Source organism: Methylacidimicrobium sp. B4 (assembly GCF_017310545.1).
In the GTDB taxonomy this organism is placed as follows: Bacteria; Verrucomicrobiota; Verrucomicrobiia; order Methylacidiphilales; family Methylacidiphilaceae; genus Methylacidimicrobium.
Genome location: NZ_CP066203.1, coordinates 1,368,525 through 1,385,914 on the forward strand (window position 1 = coordinate 1,368,525; position 17,390 = coordinate 1,385,914).

The window sequence follows — 17,390 nt, forward strand, 5'->3', positions numbered from 1 at the left end:
GCCGCTCGCCCCATGATCGCCGCCCCGGGTCGGGATCTTCGGAATACGGTGTGGCGCATCAACCTGTTCCAGCTCTTCAACACCGCTTCCTTCACCCTCGTCAACGGGGTCCCCATGATCCTCTTTTTCCGGGAGCTGGGGGCCTCCGACTTTCTGCTCGGGATCGTCGCCTCCCTCGGCCCCCTGCTTAATCTCCTGCAGATTCCGGCGACCCGCTACCTGCCCCAGATCGGCTACCAGCGCCTTGTGGTTGGAGGATGGTCGCTTCGCACCGGCTTTATCGCCGGCATGGCGCTGCTCCCATGGGCGGTCCCCCGGATCGGCCACGAAGCCGCAACAGCGACGATGCTCTTCTTGCTCTTGGCCTACAACGCCTCCCGAGGAGCCTCTCTCTGCGGCTTTCTCCCTTGGATGGCCTCGTTGATTCCGGAAGGTTCGCGTGGATGGTATCTGGCTCGGGATCTTTTTTTCTCAGCCGCGGCCAACCTGCTCATCCTGGCGAGCTCCTTCCTTCTCTTTCGTGGGCCTTCTTCCCTCACGACCTTTTCCTGGATCTTCTGGGGAAGCTTCGCCGCTGGGATCTGCAGCCTTTCCCTTCTCCAGAAGGTGCCGGACGTTCCGGTCGCCGTCGCCGACCGGAGTGGGTTCAAGGGTACCCAAAAGCCTTGCGGGAGTCGTGGGTTGCTCGATCTCCTTGTCTTCAACGCGTTGACCGCAAGCTCCCTCGCGGCGGGCGCGGTCTTCTGGGTTCCTCTGCTGCAAGCCGAGTACCGGTGGAGCCCTGCCGCTCTCTTCGGGCTCTTGGCCAGTCAGAGCGGAGTAATCCTGCTCTGCCTCGTCTTCTTGCGGAACCGGATCGACCGGTTCGGCAACCGGCCGGCTCTCTTCGCGTCGGTCTTTGCCATGGTGATCTGCTTTGTCCTCTGGATGGCGATCGCTGCGCGTCAGCTCCCCATCCACCCGATCACCCTGGCGATGCTCGTCGGTTCCTGGGGCATCGGGTTCTCCTGCTTTCAAGTCGGGAATGTCCATCTGGCGATGCAGCTCGCTCCTCGGGAAGGCCGCAGCGAATATTTTGCCCGCTTTAGCGTGGTCAACAGCCTGGCATTGGGAGCGGGTCCCATCCTCTGGGGAGGCTTCCTCGCTTCCTTCCGGGGTGGACATCGCTCGATCGGCCCCTGGGAAATCGACGCCTACGCCATCCTCTTCCTCTGCTTGAGCCTGCTCATGGCGGCGAGCCTCTTCTTTTTGGCTCGTCTTCCCGGCGAGAAGCCTTCGGAATCGCCCCCCGCACGATGAGCGCCGGCTCGTGGAGCCGACCTCCAGAAGGGTTTGAACAGTTGATTAATTATTTGATCTTTTTCAATCTTTCTTGTAGATTTCAACTGACCGTGGCCGTCCTGGACGGCCCTACGGCGAGTTCCGCCGGAAGTCACGCCTGTGGAGAGGAGGGCTCTGGCTCGGCACGCAAGCGCCGGGTGAAACCAGCCTCGACGAAGCAGGAAGTCAGCTTTGTTCCTGTTTAGGCAGGAATGAGCAAGTCTGACGGAACGGTTGCGAAAACTCTTTTTGCTCCCTTGATTCCCGAAGAGGCGGCATCCTATAGTGGGTGCCCTTTTCCAAGGAAAGGACCGACCGCATGATCTTGGCAACTTGTCGCGAAACGCTGCCAGGGGAAAACCGGGTTTCTTTCATTCCCGAGGGAATCCCCGCCCTGACCAAGCTGGGCTTCGAAGTCATGCTCGAATCGGGTGCGGGGGAGGCCGCCGGATTTTCCGATCATGCCTATCAGGAAAAAGGCGCACGCCTGGAAAGCCGCGGCGAGGTGCTCCGGCAAGCCCAGATCCTTTGTCAATTCCATGCTCCCTCCTCAGGGGACATCGAGGCGCTCTCTCCTGGGGCCGTAGTGCTCTCGCTTCTCTACCCCTTATCCCGTCTTCCACTCGTTGAGGAGATGGCCAAGAGGGGGCTCACCGTCTTTGCCCTCGACCTGCTTCCCAGGATCAGCCGGGCCCAGTCGATGGACGTGCTTAGCTCCCAGAGCACGGTGGCGGGCTATCGTGCCATTGTGCTGGCTGCCTCTTCCCTGCCCCGTTTCTTTCCCATGCTGATGACTCCCGCCGGAACGATCCCGCCGGCACGTGTCTTTGTCATTGGTGCGGGCGTGGCCGGATTGCAGGCGATCGCGACGGCGCGACGCCTTGGGGCCGCCGTCGAGGCACACGACGTTCGTCCGGTGGCCAAGGAGCAGGTCGAAAGCCTGGGTGCCAAATTTGTCGGGCTCGAGATGGAGCGGGAGAAGGCGGAGGACAGATCGGGTTACGCCAAGGCTCAATCGGAAGAGTTCCTCCGGCGCCAGCGCGAGCTGATCGCCACCCAATGCCAAAAGGCCGATGTCGTCGTCACGACAGCCCTCATTCCAGGCAGGCGAGCACCCGTTCTCATCTCCAAGGAGGCCGTGGCAAGGATGCGAACAGGGTCAGTCATCGTCGACCTGGCGGCGGAGCAAGGCGGAAACTGCGAGCTCACCGAGCCCGGGCTGACCGTCGTTCGCTCCGGAGTCACCCTGCATGGCCCCCTCAATCCGGCATCCGGGCTGGCACCGCAGGCGAGCCTCTTTTATTCCAAGAACCTCCAGGCCTTTCTCGCCCTCCTGGTCAAAGACGGAGCGGTACAGATTCAGCCGGAGGATCCGATCTTCGAGCAGACGCTCATCTGCCGGGACGGGCAGATCGTTCATGAAGCCGTTCGCAAGGCGCGCGAAGCCGCTCGCCCCGCATCGGCTGCGTGATCGTTCGCCAGTCGGCGAGAGCCTTGCTCCGGGATTTGCGGGCATCGAGAACGTTCTGCCCCCTCTTCCAAAGGCCAGGATGGTCTTCGGCGACGCGAAAAAGCCTCCACCACCGAGCCCACTGCCCCTTTCTGGCCGTATTTCAGGGGATCAGCACGATCTTGCCCAAGGCTCCGGGCTCCATCACCCGCCGGTGGGCCAAGGCTGCCCGCTCGAGCGGCAGCTCTTCCCGCACGATCGGCCGGAGGGTCCCGCCCGCGAGCCCCGCTTCGAGTGCCGCACGAATGCTCGCCATCTCCCTGTCCGAGGCGCGAAAGAGAGAAACGCCCAGGATGCGGGCCTCCCGGGAGAGAATGGCACGGGGATCGACCTCGACCGAGCCCCGGGAACCGATCACGACGGCCCGCCCTCCGACCGCGAGAAGATCGAGATCCTTGCCGAGGTTGACGTTCGCAAGCATCTCCAGGATGACGGCGACACCTTCCCCCTGCGTCCACTCCCGGATCTCTTCTCCGTGCGTCTCCGACCGATGGTCGACGACCGTCTCGGCCCCCTGCTCCCTTGCGAGCTTGCGGCCCTCCTCCGTTCCTGCGGACGCAGCCACACGACACCCGGCAGCCGTGGCCAGCTGAATCGCTGCGAGGCCCACGGCACCGCTCCCTCCATGAACGAAGACCCTCTCGGAGGGCAGGGCCCGAGCCGTTTGAAAGAGGGCGCGATAGGCGGTGGCGTACGGAATGAAGACTCCGGCGCCTTCTGCATAGGAAATCGATTCCGGAAGCCTGCCGATCTGCCCTTCCTCGCAAAGAGCGCACTCGGCGTAGGTTCCGGAGAGGCTGCCCCCGACATAGACCCGGTCGCCCGGCTTCACGCCCAAAACCCCTTCTCCCACCCTTTCGACCCGGCCTGCGGCATCTCGTCCAGGAGTATAGGGTAGAGAAGGAAGCACGCCGAAACGGCCGGAGCGGATGTAGGCATCGAGCGGATTCACCCCTGCGGCCTCAACCCGCAACAGAACCTGGCCGGGAGCCGGCTCCAAGTCCGCCACCTCCTCGAGCACCATCACCTCGGGCTCTCCGAACGCATGAACCCGAATCGCCTTCATCCTCCCTCCTTCTGCTCCCGCAACCGCGGTCGGAAGCCTTGGATATGGTCGAGGCATTCGGCGATTGCCGGTCCGAGAAGCGCAAGGCATTCGCGCACCGCGGAAGGTCTCCCCGGCAGGTTGATGATCAGGCAGCGACCGCGAATGCCGGCGGTCGCCCGAGAGAGTATGGCGGTCGGAACCCGGGCATACGAGAGAGCGCGCATGATCTCTCCAAACCCGGGCAGCTCCTTGTGCAGGACTTGGCGGGTCGCCTCCGGGGTCACGTCGCGAGGAGCGGGGCCCGTACCCCCGGTCGTGATGGCCAGGGCGCACTCATCCTGATCGGCAAGGCGGCGGAGTGCGGAGGCGATCCGCTCCTCTTCATCGGGAAGCAGGATTCGGACAAACTCGATCGGTTCGGCAAAGAGCTCCTCGACCACCCGCTCGATCTCCGGGCCGCTGCGGTCCTCGTAGATCCCACTGTGCGCGCGATCGCTCAGGGTAATCCGGCCGACCTTCATTGCCCTTCCCTCCCCGCAACCGGCTCCTTCTCCTTCTTGAGGAGGCGCACCCCCTCGATCGACATGCCCTTGTCGACCGCCTTGCACATGTCGTACAAGGTCAATGCCGCAACCGCAACGGCCGTCAGCGCTTCCATTTCGACACCGGTCTTTCCCACCGTCTCCGCTGCGGCGAGAATCCGGACCCGATCCGGCTCGACCGCGAACCGAACTTCTACATGGTGGAGAGGCAGCGGATGACAGAGAGGAATGAGGTCCGCCGTCTTCTTTGCCCCCAGGATCCCGGCTACCTGGGCGACGGTGAGCACGTCCCCTTTGGGGAGGGCCTCCTTCCGGAGCTTTTCGACCGTCTCCGGGGCCAGCCGCAAGATCCCCTCCGCAACCGCCCGGCGATTCTGGTCCTCCTTCTCAGTCACGCGGACCATGCGTGCGCGCCCAGCGTCATCGAGATGGGAGAAGGAGGCGGAGGAAGGGGTCGAGGAGGGCTTCATGAGAAGGAGAAAAAGGAGAGGAGCTCCTTGGCCGCAAAGGGTCCCCTTCCTTTCCGGAGTCGGGCGAACCCTTGCGCGTGAGCCAGGACCCGTACCGAGGCCGACCCGGTCCAAGGGATGGGCTCAAGCCAGACCGACCCTTCTTGAATCGCTGTCGTGACCGGCCAGAAGGTCTCGCGGAGCAGCGGGCGGCAAGGAAGATCGACGCGGAGGCGTCCGGTCTGCCAAGGAATGGCGAAGGGCGCCCCGGAAAGAGCGTCGAGCAGGGGCTTCACGAAGAGCCAGAAAAGCGCCAGATGAGCACCCGGATTGCCGGGCAGACCCAACACCAGCGTCCTTCCCCGAGAAGCGAAGAGAGCAGGCTTCCCCGGGCGAATCTCCACCCCGTGGAAATGGATCGTGCACCCCAGGGACGCCAGCACCTTCGGCACGAGGTCGGTTTCGCCCGGTCCCAGGCCTCCGGAAAGGATGAGGAGATCGACCTCGGGAATCCACTCTCCGATCGTCCGTTCCATTGGCTCCGGAAGATCCGGGACCCATCGCTGTACGATCCGATCGACCCCGCTCCGCGCCAAGAGAGCGGCCATCATTGGCCCATTGACATCGTAGATCGTACCCGCGGAGAGAGATCCCCCTGCTGGAGCGAGCTCGTCCCCGGAGAGCAGATGCGCCAGGCGCAGTCGCCGGAAAACGGAGGCTTCGCTTCTCCCCAAGCTTGCCAGGAGGGCGACTTGACCCGCCCCGATCCGGACCCCAGGGCCCAACAAGAGCTCGCCCGTCCTTGCATCCTCGCCCTTGGATTGGATATGGGAGGAGCCGGGCGAAGGGCGAACGAAGACCGCTCCATCCGCAGGCTCCACCTCTTCCTGCATCACGACTTGAGTCGCACCTTCCGGAACCATCGCCCCCGTCAGGATCCGCACCGCCTTCCCCGGAGGGAGCGTTCCAGAGAATGGCCGACCCGCCGCAGAGATCCCGCAGACGGGGAGCGGGCCAGGCAGATCCTCGGAGCGCACCGCATATCCATCCACCAGCGACCGGGAAAAGGGAGGGAGTGGGGTTTCCGCTCGAATCTCCTCGGCCAGCACTCTGCCGGAGAGATTGCCCAGTGGCACCCGTTCGGTCTCGATCGGCTGAGCCCAGCTTCCCAGGATGCGCCATGCTTCTTCCGCCGCTACCATCGCTTCAAGAAAGCCTTTGGTGTCTTCCCCACGCAAGCGGAAAGCATGGCCAGGCTTCCATCCCACACCTTGCGCCACCCAACCGGAGCGCTTATGCTCGCGACATGGACGAGAAGAAGAATGGCTCTGGCCAGTGGGTAGTGTTCGAGGCTCGCCTCCGCGAACTGCGGAGGTTTCTTTGACGCTGATCGCCTTCTCGCGGAACATCGGCAGCTCGAGGAGCGCATGGCATCCGTCGGATTCTGGTCCAACCGGGAAGAGGCGGAACGGACGATCGCCCGCAACAAGGAAGTCCGCTCCCGGCTGCAGGATCTCGGGGGCCTCGAGCGGCGGGTAGCGGATCTCCGAGCGCTTGAGCAGCTGCTGGGCGAGCATCCCGATCTGGCGCTCCAGGATGAGCTCGACCGTGAGCTCGCCGCGACCGAATCCCACTTTGCCGAAGCGGAGCTCCGTCTCCTGCTGGCCGGCCCGCTCGATGCCAAGAACGCCATTCTCGGCATTCATGCCGGCGCCGGGGGGACCGAGGCTTGCGATTGGGCGGGGATGCTCCTTCGCATGTATCAACGCTATGCAGAACGTCACGATTTCCGGTTCGAAATTCTCGACCTCCTCGCTGGCGAGGAGGCCGGGGTCAAAGCGGCCACTGTCCTGATCGAAGGCTCCTACGCCTACGGCTACCTGAAAGGCGAGAGAGGGGTCCACCGGCTGGTTCGCATCTCTCCCTTCAACGCCCAGGGGAAGCGGCAGACGAGCTTCGCTTCCGTCGACATCGTCGCCGAGGTCGACGAGGAGGTCGCGATCGAGATTCCTCCTTCGGATTTGCGAATCGACGTCTTCCGATCGGGTGGCCACGGAGGCCAGGGAGTCAACACGACCGACTCCGCCGTGAGGATCACCCATCTGCCCACCGGGATCGTGGTCACCTGCCAAAACCAGCGCTCCCAGCTCCAAAACCGCGCTACGGCCCTCCGCGTCCTTCACTCCCGTCTTCACGAGGTCGAGCTCGACCGGCGGCGGGCGGAGCAGGAGCGGATCTACGGGGAAAAGGGAGAAATCGGCTGGGGACGCCAGATCCGCTCCTACGTCCTGCAACCCTATCAGCTCGTGCGCGACCTGCGCACCGGAGAGGAGAGCTCGGATGTGGAGGGCGTTCTCGATGGAGAGATCGAGCCGTTCCTCTCGGCGTTTCTCAAAGGCAAAAGCCGCTCCACGGCGGCGGAGGACGCGCCATAGCCACCATCGTCAGGGGGAGATCGTGCTCCGTTTTCTCCGCGTCGAACACCTGCCTCTGATCGGCTGTCTCGAATGGGAGCTCGATCCCGGATTTACGGTGGTCACCGGCGAGACCGGCGCCGGAAAATCCCTGTTGATCGGGGCCTTGGGCCTCCTTCTGGGCAATCGGGCAGACCGATCGCTCTATCTCGATGGCGAGAAGACCTGTTCGGTCGAAGGGGAATTTTTCCTGGAAGAAGGAGCGGCGGAGACCTTGAGCTCTCTTCTGGAATCGAGCGGCGCGGACCCCTGCGAGGAAGGGCGGCTGCTGGTGAAACGGAGCCTCCCCGCATCCGGAGCGAGCCGACAGTTCGTCAATGGCTGCTCGACCACGCTGACCGTCCTGCGGCAGGTCGGCGACTCCCTCCTCGACCTCCACGGCCCGCATGAGCACCAATCTCTTCTCCAGAGGAGCTCCCAGCTCTTCCTTCTCGATGCCTTCGGCGGCTTGCAGGCGCTGGTCGCCCATGTTGGGGAGATCTATGAGAAGCTCGAATGGGCACGAAGGCGGGAACAGATGCTCTCCGATCCGGAGCGCGAACGCCGCCGTCTCCTGCGCATGAACGTCATTCAAGAGATCGGAGACGCGGCCGTTCGCCTGGAAGAAGAGGAAGAGATCCTCCGGGAGCTCGAGCTTTCCCGTCATGGATGGAAGCTGCTCGAGATGGTGGGTGAGCTTAATGCGCTCCTCTTCACCGAGGAGGGCGCCCTCGAGCGGGTCTCCCGCGCGCGCCGGGTGCTGGCGGGCTGGTCGAGCCTCGATGCTCCAGGTGCTGCGAAAGCCGAAGAGCTGCTGGAAGCCGCTGCCGTCGGCCTTCGGGAGATGGAGACCCTCCTCATCGATTACCGGGAACGGCTCGAAGTCGATCCCGAGCGGCTCAATGCCCTGGAACAGCGGAGAAGCGTCCTCGAGGGGTTGAAGCGGAAATATGGCCCCACTCTCTCCGACGTGCTCCGGACGCTGCGGGCTGCGGAACGGGAGCGCTCCGAAGAGGAGGAGGAGCTCCGGCACCATCGCCAGCTCGCGGAAGAGCGGCCCGGGCTCGAGCGTCTCTTCGAGGAAGCGTATCGCCAGCTCAGCGAAGCAAGGCGGCGCGTAGGGGAAACGCTCACCCAAAAGGTTTCCCACGAGCTTGCCGAGCTCGGGTTTCCTCGGGCGGAGTTTTGTGTCGACTGGATCACCCGACCCCATCCGGGAAGAAGAGGTGCGGAAGAAGTGGAGTTTCTTTTTGCGCCCAACCCTGGTCGGCCGCCCCTCCCTCTCCGGGAGGCCGCATCGAGTGGCGAAATGGCCCGGTTCATGCTTGCCCTCAAGACCGTCCTCGCCGCGGTCGATCACGTTCCGATCCTCGTCTTCGACGAGATCGACGCGAACGTGGCGGGCGAAACCGCATGGAAGGTGGGTGCCCATCTCCGGAACCTGGGCAGGCAGCATCAAGTCATCTGCGTGACTCATCTCGCCCCAGTCGCGGCTCAGGGCGACTCGCATTTTCGCGTGAGAAAAGAGCACTCGGCTGAGGGGACCTCAGTCTCGTTCGAACGCTTGAGCCTCCTCCAAAGAAAAGAGGAGCTGGCGCGCATGCTAGGAGGCAAAAGCGAGGAATCGCTCGCCTTGGCCGAGCGCATGCTTTCGGGAGGTCCGCGTCCGGCATCCTCCTCTATTCGGCGGCAGGAGGACTGAGAGGTTCCCGGCGGCTACGCATGGACACGAAAGAGAAGGCCCAGCATGTACGTCGCGACCGCCTCCAACACACCCACCGCCGTCATCTCGAGCCCGGAGGACCACCATGGGCGAGTCGTGATCCAGGATTTGGCCGCACCGACGAGGAAGTGAGCGATCAGGCTGATGGCAAACGAGAGCGAGATCGCCCAAAGTCCGCCGCAAAAAAAGAAGGGAAGGAGCGGAACCAAGGCGCCGATCCCCGTGGAGATCGATGCGGAAAGGCAGGCGGTCGCCGGGCGGGGAAACGATTCCTCGGCAAGCCCCAGCTCCGACCGAGACATCGCTGCCAGAAACTGGTCGGGACGGGCAAAGAGCTTCCCCGACATGGCTTGCGCTTCTTCCCGATCGAAGCCCTGGAGCTCATAAAAGAGCGCCATCTCTTCCCTTTCTTCCTCAGGGTGTCGTGCAATCTCTTCGGCTTCCCGGGCCATTTCCGCCTCGTAGACCTCCCGTTCGCTCTTTGCCGCGAGATAGGCGCCCGCACCCATCGAAAGAGCTGAGGCGAGCATGCCCGCTAACCCGGAAAGGAGTACATAGTGGGTCTGGTTCTCCGTGGCGCTCGCCACTCCGGAGACGATCCCGAAGACCGCACCCAAACCGTCGTTGACGCCATAGATCGCGTCGGCCACCCATCCGCCGCCCCGCTTGTGCCAACGTTCCCGGGCGAGAATCCCCTCGGCGACGCTCTTGGGTCGGCTGGACGTGCCGAGTGCCTGCAGGGCCTGGGCGTGGGCGCGCTCTTCGGCCGCCATCTCTCCGTAGGCGGCGCTCAACTCCTCGGGGATCAGGCCAGCCTTCCGGTGCCCCAGGTATTGCTCTTCTTGTCGATCCTCGGCCCTCTCCAGATTCCGGATGATCAGGGTCGGATCGACCGCCCGCCGCCACCAGCGGCGCCACTGCCGTCGCCAGCCTCCCGAGAGGTCGGGAGGCGGGACTCCCCGTGCGTGCAGCTCTTCCTCCCACCGGGCCGCGTGTCTCTCCTCGGCTTCCGCCAGGCGGAGGAAGACCTCCCTTCGGCGGAGGTCGTTCTCCCGCTCGGCCAGATCCCGATAGGCCTCCGCACTTCTCTTTTCGGCAAGGCAGTACTTCCGCAGCATGCCGGTGTCGTCCCGCTTTCCGCTCTTCACGGTCCATAGCCTAAGCGGCCAAACTCCCGCGGGAGCATGCCCAGTTCCCGATACGCCGCCAACTGCCATGTAGTCATCAGGGAAGGCCGGGAAAACCACATGCGCGCCCAGTCTCGATCCTTGAACTCGCTCTTTTCGAATCGCGCAAAGACAAGGGCGATCGTCCGCTTTTCCCCGTCGCTCAGCCGAAAGCGATCCGGGATGCGATAGGGCAGATCGTCGAGGAAGAGGAACCGCGCATCGGTCTCTGTCGTTTCGAAGACCATGACCCCGCAACTCGATTCGGTCGTCAGCTCGATCTCGAGGATCGACTTCCCGGTCGTGTCCGGAATGGCGCCACTCCCGATCAGATCATAGGAGAGCTCGGCGCGAAAGCGCCGCGCAATCTCCTGCTGCGCTTTCAGGGGCAGCTGCTGCAAATACCGCGCCAGCCGAGGGCTCGTATTGGGCAGGAGAATGGACGACTCATCGGCCAGAGCTTGGCGACAAAAGGCTGAAAAGAGGAGGGCGGCGGCAATCCAAAAGACTCTCACGGGTTTCTCCTTGTTCCTTCTCCGGGCTGCGAATCACGCGAAAAAAGACGACGTCGAGCCCCAATCGGGTTTCGAAATACTGTCTCCACTTCCGGAGAGACCAGCTCGGGACAAAAAGATGATTCTGCGCCCAGTTTGCATAGATCTCGAAATCGGGATGGTTGCTGATTTTTCTTCCGATGATTCCCGCTTGGCCCGAGACGGTGAGCGAATGGGGCGAGAGGATCAGATCGCCCGGTCGCAATTGGCGCATGTCTGTAATCCGCTTTCCATTCGCTTCCAGCCAATGCTCGAGCTCCGAGAGATAGGGACTTACCTTGGGCGAGCCGAGAACCCGGTTCAGCACGAAGCAGACCGCCGACGCACACGAAAAAGTCCCGCCCCCGGGCAAGCTCCCCGTGTCCATGCCCGCACTATAGATGGCCTCCCGATAGATCCGTGCGCTGAAATCCCCTCCCGGCCCCACCCCGTCTTCCGGCCCCGGAAGCTGGGCTCCGGGAACCACAGGCGGTGCCTGCTCGGGCAAAATGTCCGCGCGGCTCGCCGGCATCCCGAGCGCGAAAATCGAGAAGCCTACGCTCCAGGTCCATAGCAGATAGATCAACGGCTGCAGCATAAACGGCCATCACCATACGAGGTCGCCCTCCCGACCGCAACCCGAAGGGAGCCTCACCAGCCGAAAAGCGGCTCCTCCGGGGCAATCCGTCGGGCCACCTCTTCCAAGGCCGGTAGGGAGACCTCTGGCGGTTCCGGCAGAGGCCGTACTTCGACTCTTCCGAGAAGGGAGGCCCGCCCGACCAACCGAATTTGCGGAGTGAGAATGCGCGCCGCCCGAAGGCTCCCTCCGTCCTCTACCTCCAGGCCGCGCACCGCCACGATCCGATTGCTTTCGAGTCGACCCGCCACCCGCAGGGCACAGGCAACGATGGCAGCGGAGGAAGCACTCGTCCGAGAACAGACCTCCACATCGGGAGCAACGACTCCTCCCTTGACGTCTCCCTCCTTCCGGAACTGCACGGCTTGGCTTCCCCGCACCTCCGCGTCGATCCGGCCACTGATCCACACCTGGCGCGCCTCCACTCGTGGCCCATGATACTCACAACCCGGATGAAATTCGACGTCCCCGAGCGTCTTCAGCCGCTCCGAAGCCCTGCCGCGAACCTGGTAATTGACCAGGTTCAGGTCGATCCCGCAGGCAATGCATCCCGAGGAGAGCGCGGCGGAGTAGACATACTGACCCGCCCCGCAATCGGGACAGCGGACGAACCGGTCCCGCACCGGGCGGCGTTTTCGAGAGGAATCGCTCCCTCTCTTCGGGGAAAGAGGAACATATTGATGGCACTTCCGACAAATCGTCGAGAGCGCGGCGGGCGCCTCCCACTGCTCGTGTCCGCAATGAGGACAGCAGATCTGCTTTTGACCGATCCGAATTCTCCTGTCGGTCATTCGGGCCCCTCCGCTTGCCGGTACCGCCTCCATTCCTCGACCCCATGAGGACCGACGAAGCACACACCCTCAACGCGAGCGCCTCGCTCGACGTCCATGCTACCCGCGACGAGCACTCCGCGCACCTCGGCCGACTGGGAAACCACAAGCCTCCCGGCGACCACCAGAGTCCCGGAGAACTTCCCGCCGACCCAGCCATCTCGATTGGCAAAGATCTCACCCTGGAGATCGGACCCCGGCATGAGGCTCATTCTCTCCGCGCCGTCCATTGCCAGAAACTCCTTCTCTGCGTCGCTCGGAAGCAAATTTCCCCACTCCGTAGGGCGGATGCCTTGCTATGATCGCCGAGAGAACGAAGAATGGCAAAAGAGAAAAACGGACCGATCGCGCTCCAGGATCTCCTTGGCCTCCCGGAGGGCCGAAGGCGCTGGGGCGAGCTCCTTTTGGGCCTTGGGCCGGGTGAGGAGAACCGTTTTCGTCGGCTGGCGCTCACCCTCTGCAAGGTGCAGGCGAGGCACGTTACGCCTCTGGAGCGGCTGTTGCGGGCCCAGGGCGGCGACCCCCGCGATTGGCGTGAGATTCCTCCTCTCCCCCAAGAGCTCTTCAAGAGGGCGTCCTTGTTTGCCCATGAGCCCCGGACTCCCCAACGAGTCTTCGAAACGAGCGGAACGACCGCTCGAGAGCGCGGACGCCACTCCCTCCTTGAGGTCGATCTCTATCGGGTCGTGAGCACCGAAGGAGCCAGGAGAGCGGGCGTCCCCTGGGAGGCGGTTGAGCTCCACTTCCTCGTCGCTTCCCCCGAAGAAGCTCCTCGCTCTTCGCTATCGGCGATGTTCGGATTCTGGGCGGAAGCCAACCCCCGGCCGTCCCATTTCTGGATTCGCCAGGGTCTGCTCGATGAGACGGGGCTACGAGCCGCGCTCGCGCGCGCCGTTCGCGAGAACCGACCGGTGGGACTCTGCGGGACCGCCTTTGCGTTCGTCCCTCTTCTCGATTGCGAAAGGGGGGCACCCCTGCCGCTGCCTCGGGGAAGCTTCCTTTTGGAGACGGGCGGCTTCAAGGGACGGACCCGCGAGATCTCCAAGCGCGACTTTTATCACGCCCTGGAGACGACGTTCGGCATTCCGACAAGTCAGATCTGGAGCGAATACGGGATGACCGAGCTCTCGAGCCAAGCCTACGCGCAAGGCGTAGAAGGAACCCACCGGACTCCACCCTGGACACGCGTTCGGGTCCTCGACCCGCTCACTGGCCTGGAATCCCCGATTGGAGCCAGAGGCTTGGCGGCCTGGATCGACCTCGCCAACATCGATTCGGTTCTCGGGATCCAGACCCAGGACGAAGCGATTGCGACAGGAGACGGATTCCGCCTCCTCGGTCGATCCCGTGCGGCCCCCTTGCGCGGCTGCTCCCTCACCGTCGAGGACCTTCGATCGCAATGACGGCGGCGGATCGCATCGAGCAGCTGGCTCCGACCTGCCGTCTCTTCCCCGAGCTCGGGATCTCGGGTCCCGACGATCTCCGCACGCTCCTGGAGATCGCCTTGGGAAGCCCGAAAGCCCTCGATGGCTTCGTGCCATACGGCGGCATCTGGAGCCACGCGGTCGCACCGCGACGGATTTACCACGTCTTGGCGAGCACCCTTCCCGTTTCGGGATGGCGCTCTCTCCTGGAAGGCCTGCTTCTGGGATCGGAGAATCTTCTCCAGTGTCCCGAGGAACAGCGGGATGCGATGGCCCGTTTTCGCGCGGCTCTGCCGCCGGCTCTCCGGAAGCTGACCCGGATATTGCCATCGTATTCCGAGGAGATCCTCGCCTCGGCTGACGCCGTCGTGGTCTTTGGGAGGGACGAGACCATCGATCACTTCCGGTCGCGCTGCCGGAACGGGCAGATCTTCGTCGGCTACGGACATCGAGCGAGCCTGCTCTGGCTCGGGGGGATCCGCCAGCCGACGCAGGTCCTGGCGCAAGCCCTCGCTCGAGACCTGACGGCCTATGATCAGCTGGGCTGCCTCTCCCCGCAGTGCCTCATCGTCGAGCCCGGAGCCGCGGTCCTCTCCTTGGCAAAGCTCTTGATCCGTGCGCTTTCCGAGGAGGCTCGGGCTCGACCCGTTCGCCGCCGCGCCGAGGAGGCCGCTCGGATCCGCGAAGCCCGCACGGTCGCTCGCGCGCTCGGCTGGCCCACCTGGGACGACGGGGAGGAGCTCCAATGGACCCTCGCGGTCCGCGATCTCCCCCAATTTGCGCCCACCTGCGGCCATCGGGTTCTCTACCTCGACCCGGTTCCGAGAAAACGGCTCGCGGATTGGCTGGCTCCGCTCCAGGGTCATCTCTCCTCGGTCGGAGTCGGAGCAGCATTACCGGCTTCCCTCCGCAAGCTCTTTTGCCGTCTTGGAGCGAGCCGCTTCTGCCCGGCGGGAACGATGCAGTCCCCCTCTCCCCTCTGGCATCACGACGGAAGGCCACCGCTGACCGACCTGATCCGCTGGATCGATTGGGAAGGACCGTTCCTAAAACCATAGACAACCATCCCCCCCTAGCAGGGAAGGTCGTCGATGACGTCGGCCGAACAGTTCTGCCGACGGTTCGCGTGCCGGGATTCCGCCGGCAATGCCCAGGTGGCGCCCAATGCCCGCGTTTCCGGGAGCAAAGGCGCGGGCGGCTCTCGCAAGCCTCCCGACCCGGCATGCGCTGCATGCGCCGCTTTGAGCCTCCTCCGAACCTCCGACCAGAACGACCACACAGGCTTCGCCCGATTCCTCGCGGGTAGGGCAAAGGTGAGGTGGCCGCCATTGCGGGCCGGCGCGGGCGGCCTCCCGCACGGTCGGACGCTTGGGAGAGGCCCAAGCCTCTCCTGGCCACGGCATAGGCCGCGCCCTGGTGAGACCTCATACCGTGATGACGCGCGTGGTTCATGGCACCCATCACGGAAGTATAGGCCGGATCGACTTCGATCCCCTCGATTCCGGCTCGAAAACAGGCCGCCTTGAGCAGGGAAATGGTCTTGGAGTAGCCAAACGACGAGATCTTCCTGGCGGCGGATGGACTTGCCACCTCAAGCTCAGCCCTCCTTTTCTTGAGATCCAGCCGCTCAAGGACCAGGGGAAGACCACGCTCCCGGGCCATCTCCACAATCATCCTCGCCGCGTCGCCGATGATCGCCTTGGCTTGATCTTCGGTCTTGCCGTAGAGGTTGAGATCCACCCGAAGGGCCCGCCGCAGGTTGCCGAACCGGTCCGTCTCCGCCACGGCCAGATGGTCGTGGTTGATGTCGATCCCAACCGCTCCCGCCAGACGGCTCGTTGCAACGGGAACGGGCTTGGCCGGGACGCTCGCGAAGACCCGCCAGCCCTTCCGGTCCCTTAAAAAGCGGTAGCTTACCGCCACTCCCTCCCGCTTCCGGACAGGCTTGCCCGTCTTGGTTTGCGAAAAGACAACCCGGCTCGCGGCAAGCGCCTGAAGGATCTCCTCCTGGCCATAGGCGAATCGCACGCCGGGAATGACCAGAAGCTTGCCATCCGTGGCCAGCGCATCGGGAAGACGTAGACGCAGCGTGAGACTGCCGTCTTCCTCGACCGAAGCCTGGCAGGACTGGTTGCCCGCGGTCTCGTCCTTCGATCCGATCACGAAGAACTGGCCGCTCCGCGCCGCCTGCCACTCCTTTTTCCACTCCGCATGGCTGGCATAACCGTTCTCCTTGAGGGCAAACTGCTTGCGGAAGAGGCGGCGGGAGCCGAAGCAGAGGCGGACGCGACCCGAGTCCCGGTCGGCGATCCGTGCCGCAAGCCTGGCGCGAAGGCTTCCAAGCCGCCGCTTCTTCTGGTGCAGCTTCTCGGAGCCCGGCTCCCTCGCCTCGAGAATGCGGACGACGCTTTCGGCTCTCTGGATGCGGGACTCGGCCTCGACGATCCACTCCGGAAGACGCTCCCGGATCGAGGCGATCTTGCCCTCGAGGCCCACGCGAATCGCGTGGAACTGCCGGGCGGTGATCCCAAAGCGCCGCAGGAACTCACACTTGAGATCGCCCATCGGAATCCCCACCCGCATCCTGGCAAAGAGGGCCCGCTTGGGCTCGCCCGTAGAGATTTGCATAGGCGTCCAGAGCCGCGACCTGCTCTGGCGCCAGCCTCAAGCGCGTCTGGTAGGTGAAGACCGGACGATCACTCATGGAGAGCCTCGAGCGCCTTTTTCGCCCGCATCAACCGGTCCCGATGCTCGAGCAGAATGACGCCGACCTTTGGATCGCGCAAGAGCCGCAAGAGCCCCTTGCGATGGCCGGTCATCCCAGAGCCAACCTCCTTGAGCGCATCGACGATCGGCAACCGCTTGGCGAGCGCCCACTCCGCCAGCCCCGCCAACTGCCTGTCCAGATCGGCCTTCTGGTCGGCGCTGGAGACGCGCGCGTAAAGGGCAACTCCGCCGGGCTGCCTCTCCTCCGCATGCACGATCACCGTCCCAATCGGCAACTGCTCGATCGGCGCGGGCAGCTTGCCGTCCTTCCCCATCCGCCAAGCCGTCTTGGAGCCAATCCCCTGCCGCCTTGCCCAGACGCTCAGCTTCATGGGAAAAGAATGCCATGCAACGTGAGTTATGTCTATTGATTAGTCAACTGTTGGCAACCCCGCCCGCCGGATGGCGGAGAAGCAAGAGTCGGAAGTGGCCGCTAACCGCGCTCTTCCCAGGCGCTCTTCCAACGCACTCTTCAAAACGCGGAACGGAAGCCCGAGCCGCCTTTCCGCTCAGGAGCCTTGTCGGTAGACCTTCTTGGGATCGAAGACCTTTGCGGCTTCGACGAATTCAAGATCACCCGAAGGGCCCGGCTTGAGCCGTCGATAGAAGCAGCTCCGATAGCCCACATGACAAGAGGCCCCGCCCTTCACGGAAACCTTCAGCAAAAGGCAATCCTGGTCACAGTCGACCCGCAGCTCTTGGACCCGCTGGACGAAGCCCGACTCTTCCCCTTTCACCCAGAGCTTCCGGCGCGAGCGGCTATAGTAGGTGGCCAAGCCCGTGCGAATCGTCTGGTCGAGCGCCTCCCGGTTCATGTAGGCAACCATGAGCACCTCGCCTGTCTCGGCGTCCACGGTGATGCAAGGGATCGTTCCGGCCGCATCAAACCGGGGTTGGAGACGGGTGCCCTCCTCGATTTCCGAACCCACGCTCATACGTTACGGCATCCTCGCATCGGCTCCGAACCGGGACAAGGAGAAAGCCGTGCG

17 protein-coding genes and 2 pseudogenes are annotated in these 17,390 nt (G+C 63.9%); 6 read left to right on the forward strand and 13 right to left on the reverse strand.

What is annotated here, in order from left to right:
• The first annotated feature begins 12 nt into the window (after positions 1 to 12).
• Positions 13 to 1,299 carry an MFS transporter gene (locus tag MacB4_RS06570; RefSeq protein WP_206863102.1) on the forward strand — a complete coding sequence of 429 codons (1,287 nt, stop codon included), beginning with the start codon at positions 13 to 15 and terminating at the stop codon, positions 1,297 to 1,299.
• Positions 1,300 to 1,639: 340 nt separating this feature from the next.
• Complete coding sequence (locus tag MacB4_RS06575; RefSeq protein ID WP_206863103.1) at positions 1,640 to 2,791, forward strand: Re/Si-specific NAD(P)(+) transhydrogenase subunit alpha; 1,152 nt, start codon at positions 1,640 to 1,642, stop codon at positions 2,789 to 2,791.
• Positions 2,792 to 2,933: 142 nt separating this feature from the next.
• Here MacB4_RS06575 and MacB4_RS06580 read toward each other — a convergent pair whose 3' ends face one another.
• The 4 genes from MacB4_RS06580 to MacB4_RS06595 are packed head-to-tail and all read right to left on the reverse strand — an operon-like array spanning position 2,934 to position 6,071.
• Entirely contained in the window at positions 2,934 to 3,896 is a 963-nt protein-coding gene (locus MacB4_RS06580; RefSeq protein WP_206863104.1) for an NADPH:quinone reductase, read from the reverse strand.
• The gene (mog, locus tag MacB4_RS06585) at positions 3,893 to 4,399 is read right to left on the reverse strand and encodes a molybdopterin adenylyltransferase (RefSeq protein ID WP_206863105.1); all 507 of its coding nucleotides are present in this window, start codon (positions 4,397 to 4,399) and stop codon (positions 3,893 to 3,895) included. Before mog ends, MacB4_RS06580 begins: the two co-directional genes overlap by 4 nt.
• Complete coding sequence (moaC, locus tag MacB4_RS06590; RefSeq protein WP_206863106.1) at positions 4,396 to 4,890, reverse strand: cyclic pyranopterin monophosphate synthase MoaC; 495 nt, start codon at positions 4,888 to 4,890, stop codon at positions 4,396 to 4,398. Before moaC ends, mog begins: the two co-directional genes overlap by 4 nt.
• Positions 4,887 to 6,071 carry a molybdopterin molybdotransferase MoeA gene (locus MacB4_RS06595; protein ID WP_206863107.1) on the reverse strand — a complete coding sequence of 395 codons (1,185 nt, stop codon included), beginning with the start codon at positions 6,069 to 6,071 and terminating at the stop codon, positions 4,887 to 4,889. Before MacB4_RS06595 ends, moaC begins: the two co-directional genes overlap by 4 nt.
• 171 nt (positions 6,072 to 6,242) lie before the next feature.
• Here MacB4_RS06595 and prfB point away from each other — a divergent pair.
• Positions 6,243 to 7,304: pseudogene (gene prfB, locus MacB4_RS06600) on the forward strand (peptide chain release factor 2); the annotation flags it as partial.
• Positions 7,305 to 7,326: 22 nt separating this feature from the next.
• A complete protein-coding gene (gene recN, locus MacB4_RS06605; RefSeq protein WP_206863108.1) occupies positions 7,327 to 9,024 on the forward strand; it encodes a DNA repair protein RecN in 1,698 nt (565 codons plus the stop codon).
• A 14-nt stretch (positions 9,025 to 9,038) separates the two neighbouring features.
• Here the strand turns inward: recN and MacB4_RS06610 are convergent, their stop codons facing one another.
• From MacB4_RS06610 to MacB4_RS06630, 5 genes are read right to left on the reverse strand one after another with little or no spacing between them, the layout of a single operon-like run.
• Positions 9,039 to 10,163: a VIT1/CCC1 transporter family protein gene (locus MacB4_RS06610; RefSeq protein ID WP_242529151.1), complete on the reverse strand. Its 1,125-nt coding sequence runs from the start codon at positions 10,161 to 10,163 to the stop codon at positions 9,039 to 9,041.
• A 26-nt stretch (positions 10,164 to 10,189) separates the two neighbouring features.
• Positions 10,190 to 10,726, reverse strand: a complete 537-nt coding sequence (locus tag MacB4_RS06615) for a hypothetical protein (RefSeq protein ID WP_206863110.1) — start codon at positions 10,724 to 10,726, stop codon at positions 10,190 to 10,192.
• A complete protein-coding gene (locus MacB4_RS06620; RefSeq protein ID WP_206863111.1) occupies positions 10,659 to 11,342 on the reverse strand; it encodes a hypothetical protein in 684 nt (227 codons plus the stop codon). Before MacB4_RS06620 ends, MacB4_RS06615 begins: the two co-directional genes overlap by 68 nt.
• A 53-nt stretch (positions 11,343 to 11,395) precedes the next feature.
• Entirely contained in the window at positions 11,396 to 12,172 is a 777-nt protein-coding gene (locus tag MacB4_RS06625; protein WP_206863112.1) for a hypothetical protein, read from the reverse strand.
• Positions 12,169 to 12,441, reverse strand: a complete 273-nt coding sequence (locus tag MacB4_RS06630; protein ID WP_206863113.1) for a polymer-forming cytoskeletal protein — start codon at positions 12,439 to 12,441, stop codon at positions 12,169 to 12,171. The genes MacB4_RS06625 and MacB4_RS06630 overlap by 4 nt, the downstream gene beginning before the upstream one ends.
• Positions 12,442 to 12,531: 90 nt before the next feature.
• Here MacB4_RS06630 and MacB4_RS06635 point away from each other — a divergent pair, with 90 nt between their 5' ends.
• Both MacB4_RS06635 and MacB4_RS06640 read left to right on the forward strand, forming a co-directional pair.
• The gene (locus MacB4_RS06635) at positions 12,532 to 13,614 is read left to right on the forward strand and encodes an acyl-protein synthetase (protein WP_206863114.1); all 1,083 of its coding nucleotides are present in this window, start codon (positions 12,532 to 12,534) and stop codon (positions 13,612 to 13,614) included.
• Positions 13,611 to 14,693 (forward strand): acyl-CoA reductase, encoded by a 1,083-nt coding sequence (locus MacB4_RS06640; protein ID WP_206863115.1) that lies wholly within the window; start codon positions 13,611 to 13,613, stop codon positions 14,691 to 14,693. Before MacB4_RS06635 ends, MacB4_RS06640 begins: the two co-directional genes overlap by 4 nt.
• Before the next feature lie 466 nt (positions 14,694 to 15,159).
• Here the strand turns inward: MacB4_RS06640 and MacB4_RS11380 are convergent.
• The 4 genes and pseudogenes from MacB4_RS11380 to hisI form a co-directional block, all read right to left on the reverse strand.
• A pseudogene (locus MacB4_RS11380) lies at positions 15,160 to 16,218 on the reverse strand (IS200/IS605 family accessory protein TnpB-related protein); the annotation flags it as partial.
• Complete coding sequence (locus tag MacB4_RS11265; RefSeq protein WP_242529152.1) at positions 16,181 to 16,339, reverse strand: hypothetical protein; 159 nt, start codon at positions 16,337 to 16,339, stop codon at positions 16,181 to 16,183. The pseudogene MacB4_RS11380 and the gene MacB4_RS11265, both read right to left, overlap by 38 nt.
• A complete protein-coding gene (locus MacB4_RS06650) occupies positions 16,332 to 16,733 on the reverse strand; it encodes a recombinase family protein (RefSeq protein WP_242529153.1) in 402 nt (133 codons plus the stop codon). Before MacB4_RS06650 ends, MacB4_RS11265 begins: the two co-directional genes overlap by 8 nt.
• A 177-nt stretch (positions 16,734 to 16,910) precedes the next feature.
• The gene (gene hisI, locus MacB4_RS06655; RefSeq protein ID WP_206863116.1) at positions 16,911 to 17,336 is read right to left on the reverse strand and encodes a phosphoribosyl-AMP cyclohydrolase; all 426 of its coding nucleotides are present in this window, start codon (positions 17,334 to 17,336) and stop codon (positions 16,911 to 16,913) included.
• Positions 17,337 to 17,390: the final 54 nt, after the last annotated feature.

Bases quoted from the DNA above. Each gene is read 5' to 3' on its own strand.
- MacB4_RS06625 (WP_206863112.1), bottom strand. From the start codon at position 12,172: ATGACCGACAGGAGAATTCGGATCGGTCAAAAGCAGATCTGCTGTCCT.
- MacB4_RS11265 (WP_242529152.1), bottom strand. From the start codon at position 16,339: ATGAGTGATCGTCCGGTCTTCACCTACCAGACGCGCTTGAGGCTGGCG.
- MacB4_RS06595 (WP_206863107.1), bottom strand. From the start codon at position 6,071: ATGGTAGCGGCGGAAGAAGCATGGCGCATCCTGGGAAGCTGGGCTCAG.
- MacB4_RS06610 (WP_242529151.1), bottom strand. From the start codon at position 10,163: ATGCTGCGGAAGTACTGCCTTGCCGAAAAGAGAAGTGCGGAGGCCTAT.
- MacB4_RS06635 (WP_206863114.1), top strand. From the start codon at position 12,532: ATGGCAAAAGAGAAAAACGGACCGATCGCGCTCCAGGATCTCCTTGGC.
- MacB4_RS06570 (WP_206863102.1), top strand. From the start codon at position 13: ATGATCGCCGCCCCGGGTCGGGATCTTCGGAATACGGTGTGGCGCATC.
- MacB4_RS06620 (WP_206863111.1), bottom strand. From the start codon at position 11,342: ATGCTGCAGCCGTTGATCTATCTGCTATGGACCTGGAGCGTAGGCTTC.
- hisI (WP_206863116.1), bottom strand. From the start codon at position 17,336: ATGAGCGTGGGTTCGGAAATCGAGGAGGGCACCCGTCTCCAACCCCGG.
- mog (WP_206863105.1), bottom strand. From the start codon at position 4,399: ATGAAGGTCGGCCGGATTACCCTGAGCGATCGCGCGCACAGTGGGATC.
- MacB4_RS06580 (WP_206863104.1), bottom strand. From the start codon at position 3,896: ATGAAGGCGATTCGGGTTCATGCGTTCGGAGAGCCCGAGGTGATGGTG.
- moaC (WP_206863106.1), bottom strand. From the start codon at position 4,890: ATGAAGCCCTCCTCGACCCCTTCCTCCGCCTCCTTCTCCCATCTCGAT.
- MacB4_RS06650 (WP_242529153.1), bottom strand. From the start codon at position 16,733: ATGAAGCTGAGCGTCTGGGCAAGGCGGCAGGGGATTGGCTCCAAGACG.
- MacB4_RS06640 (WP_206863115.1), top strand. From the start codon at position 13,611: ATGACGGCGGCGGATCGCATCGAGCAGCTGGCTCCGACCTGCCGTCTC.
- MacB4_RS06630 (WP_206863113.1), bottom strand. From the start codon at position 12,441: ATGGACGGCGCGGAGAGAATGAGCCTCATGCCGGGGTCCGATCTCCAG.
- MacB4_RS06575 (WP_206863103.1), top strand. From the start codon at position 1,640: ATGATCTTGGCAACTTGTCGCGAAACGCTGCCAGGGGAAAACCGGGTT.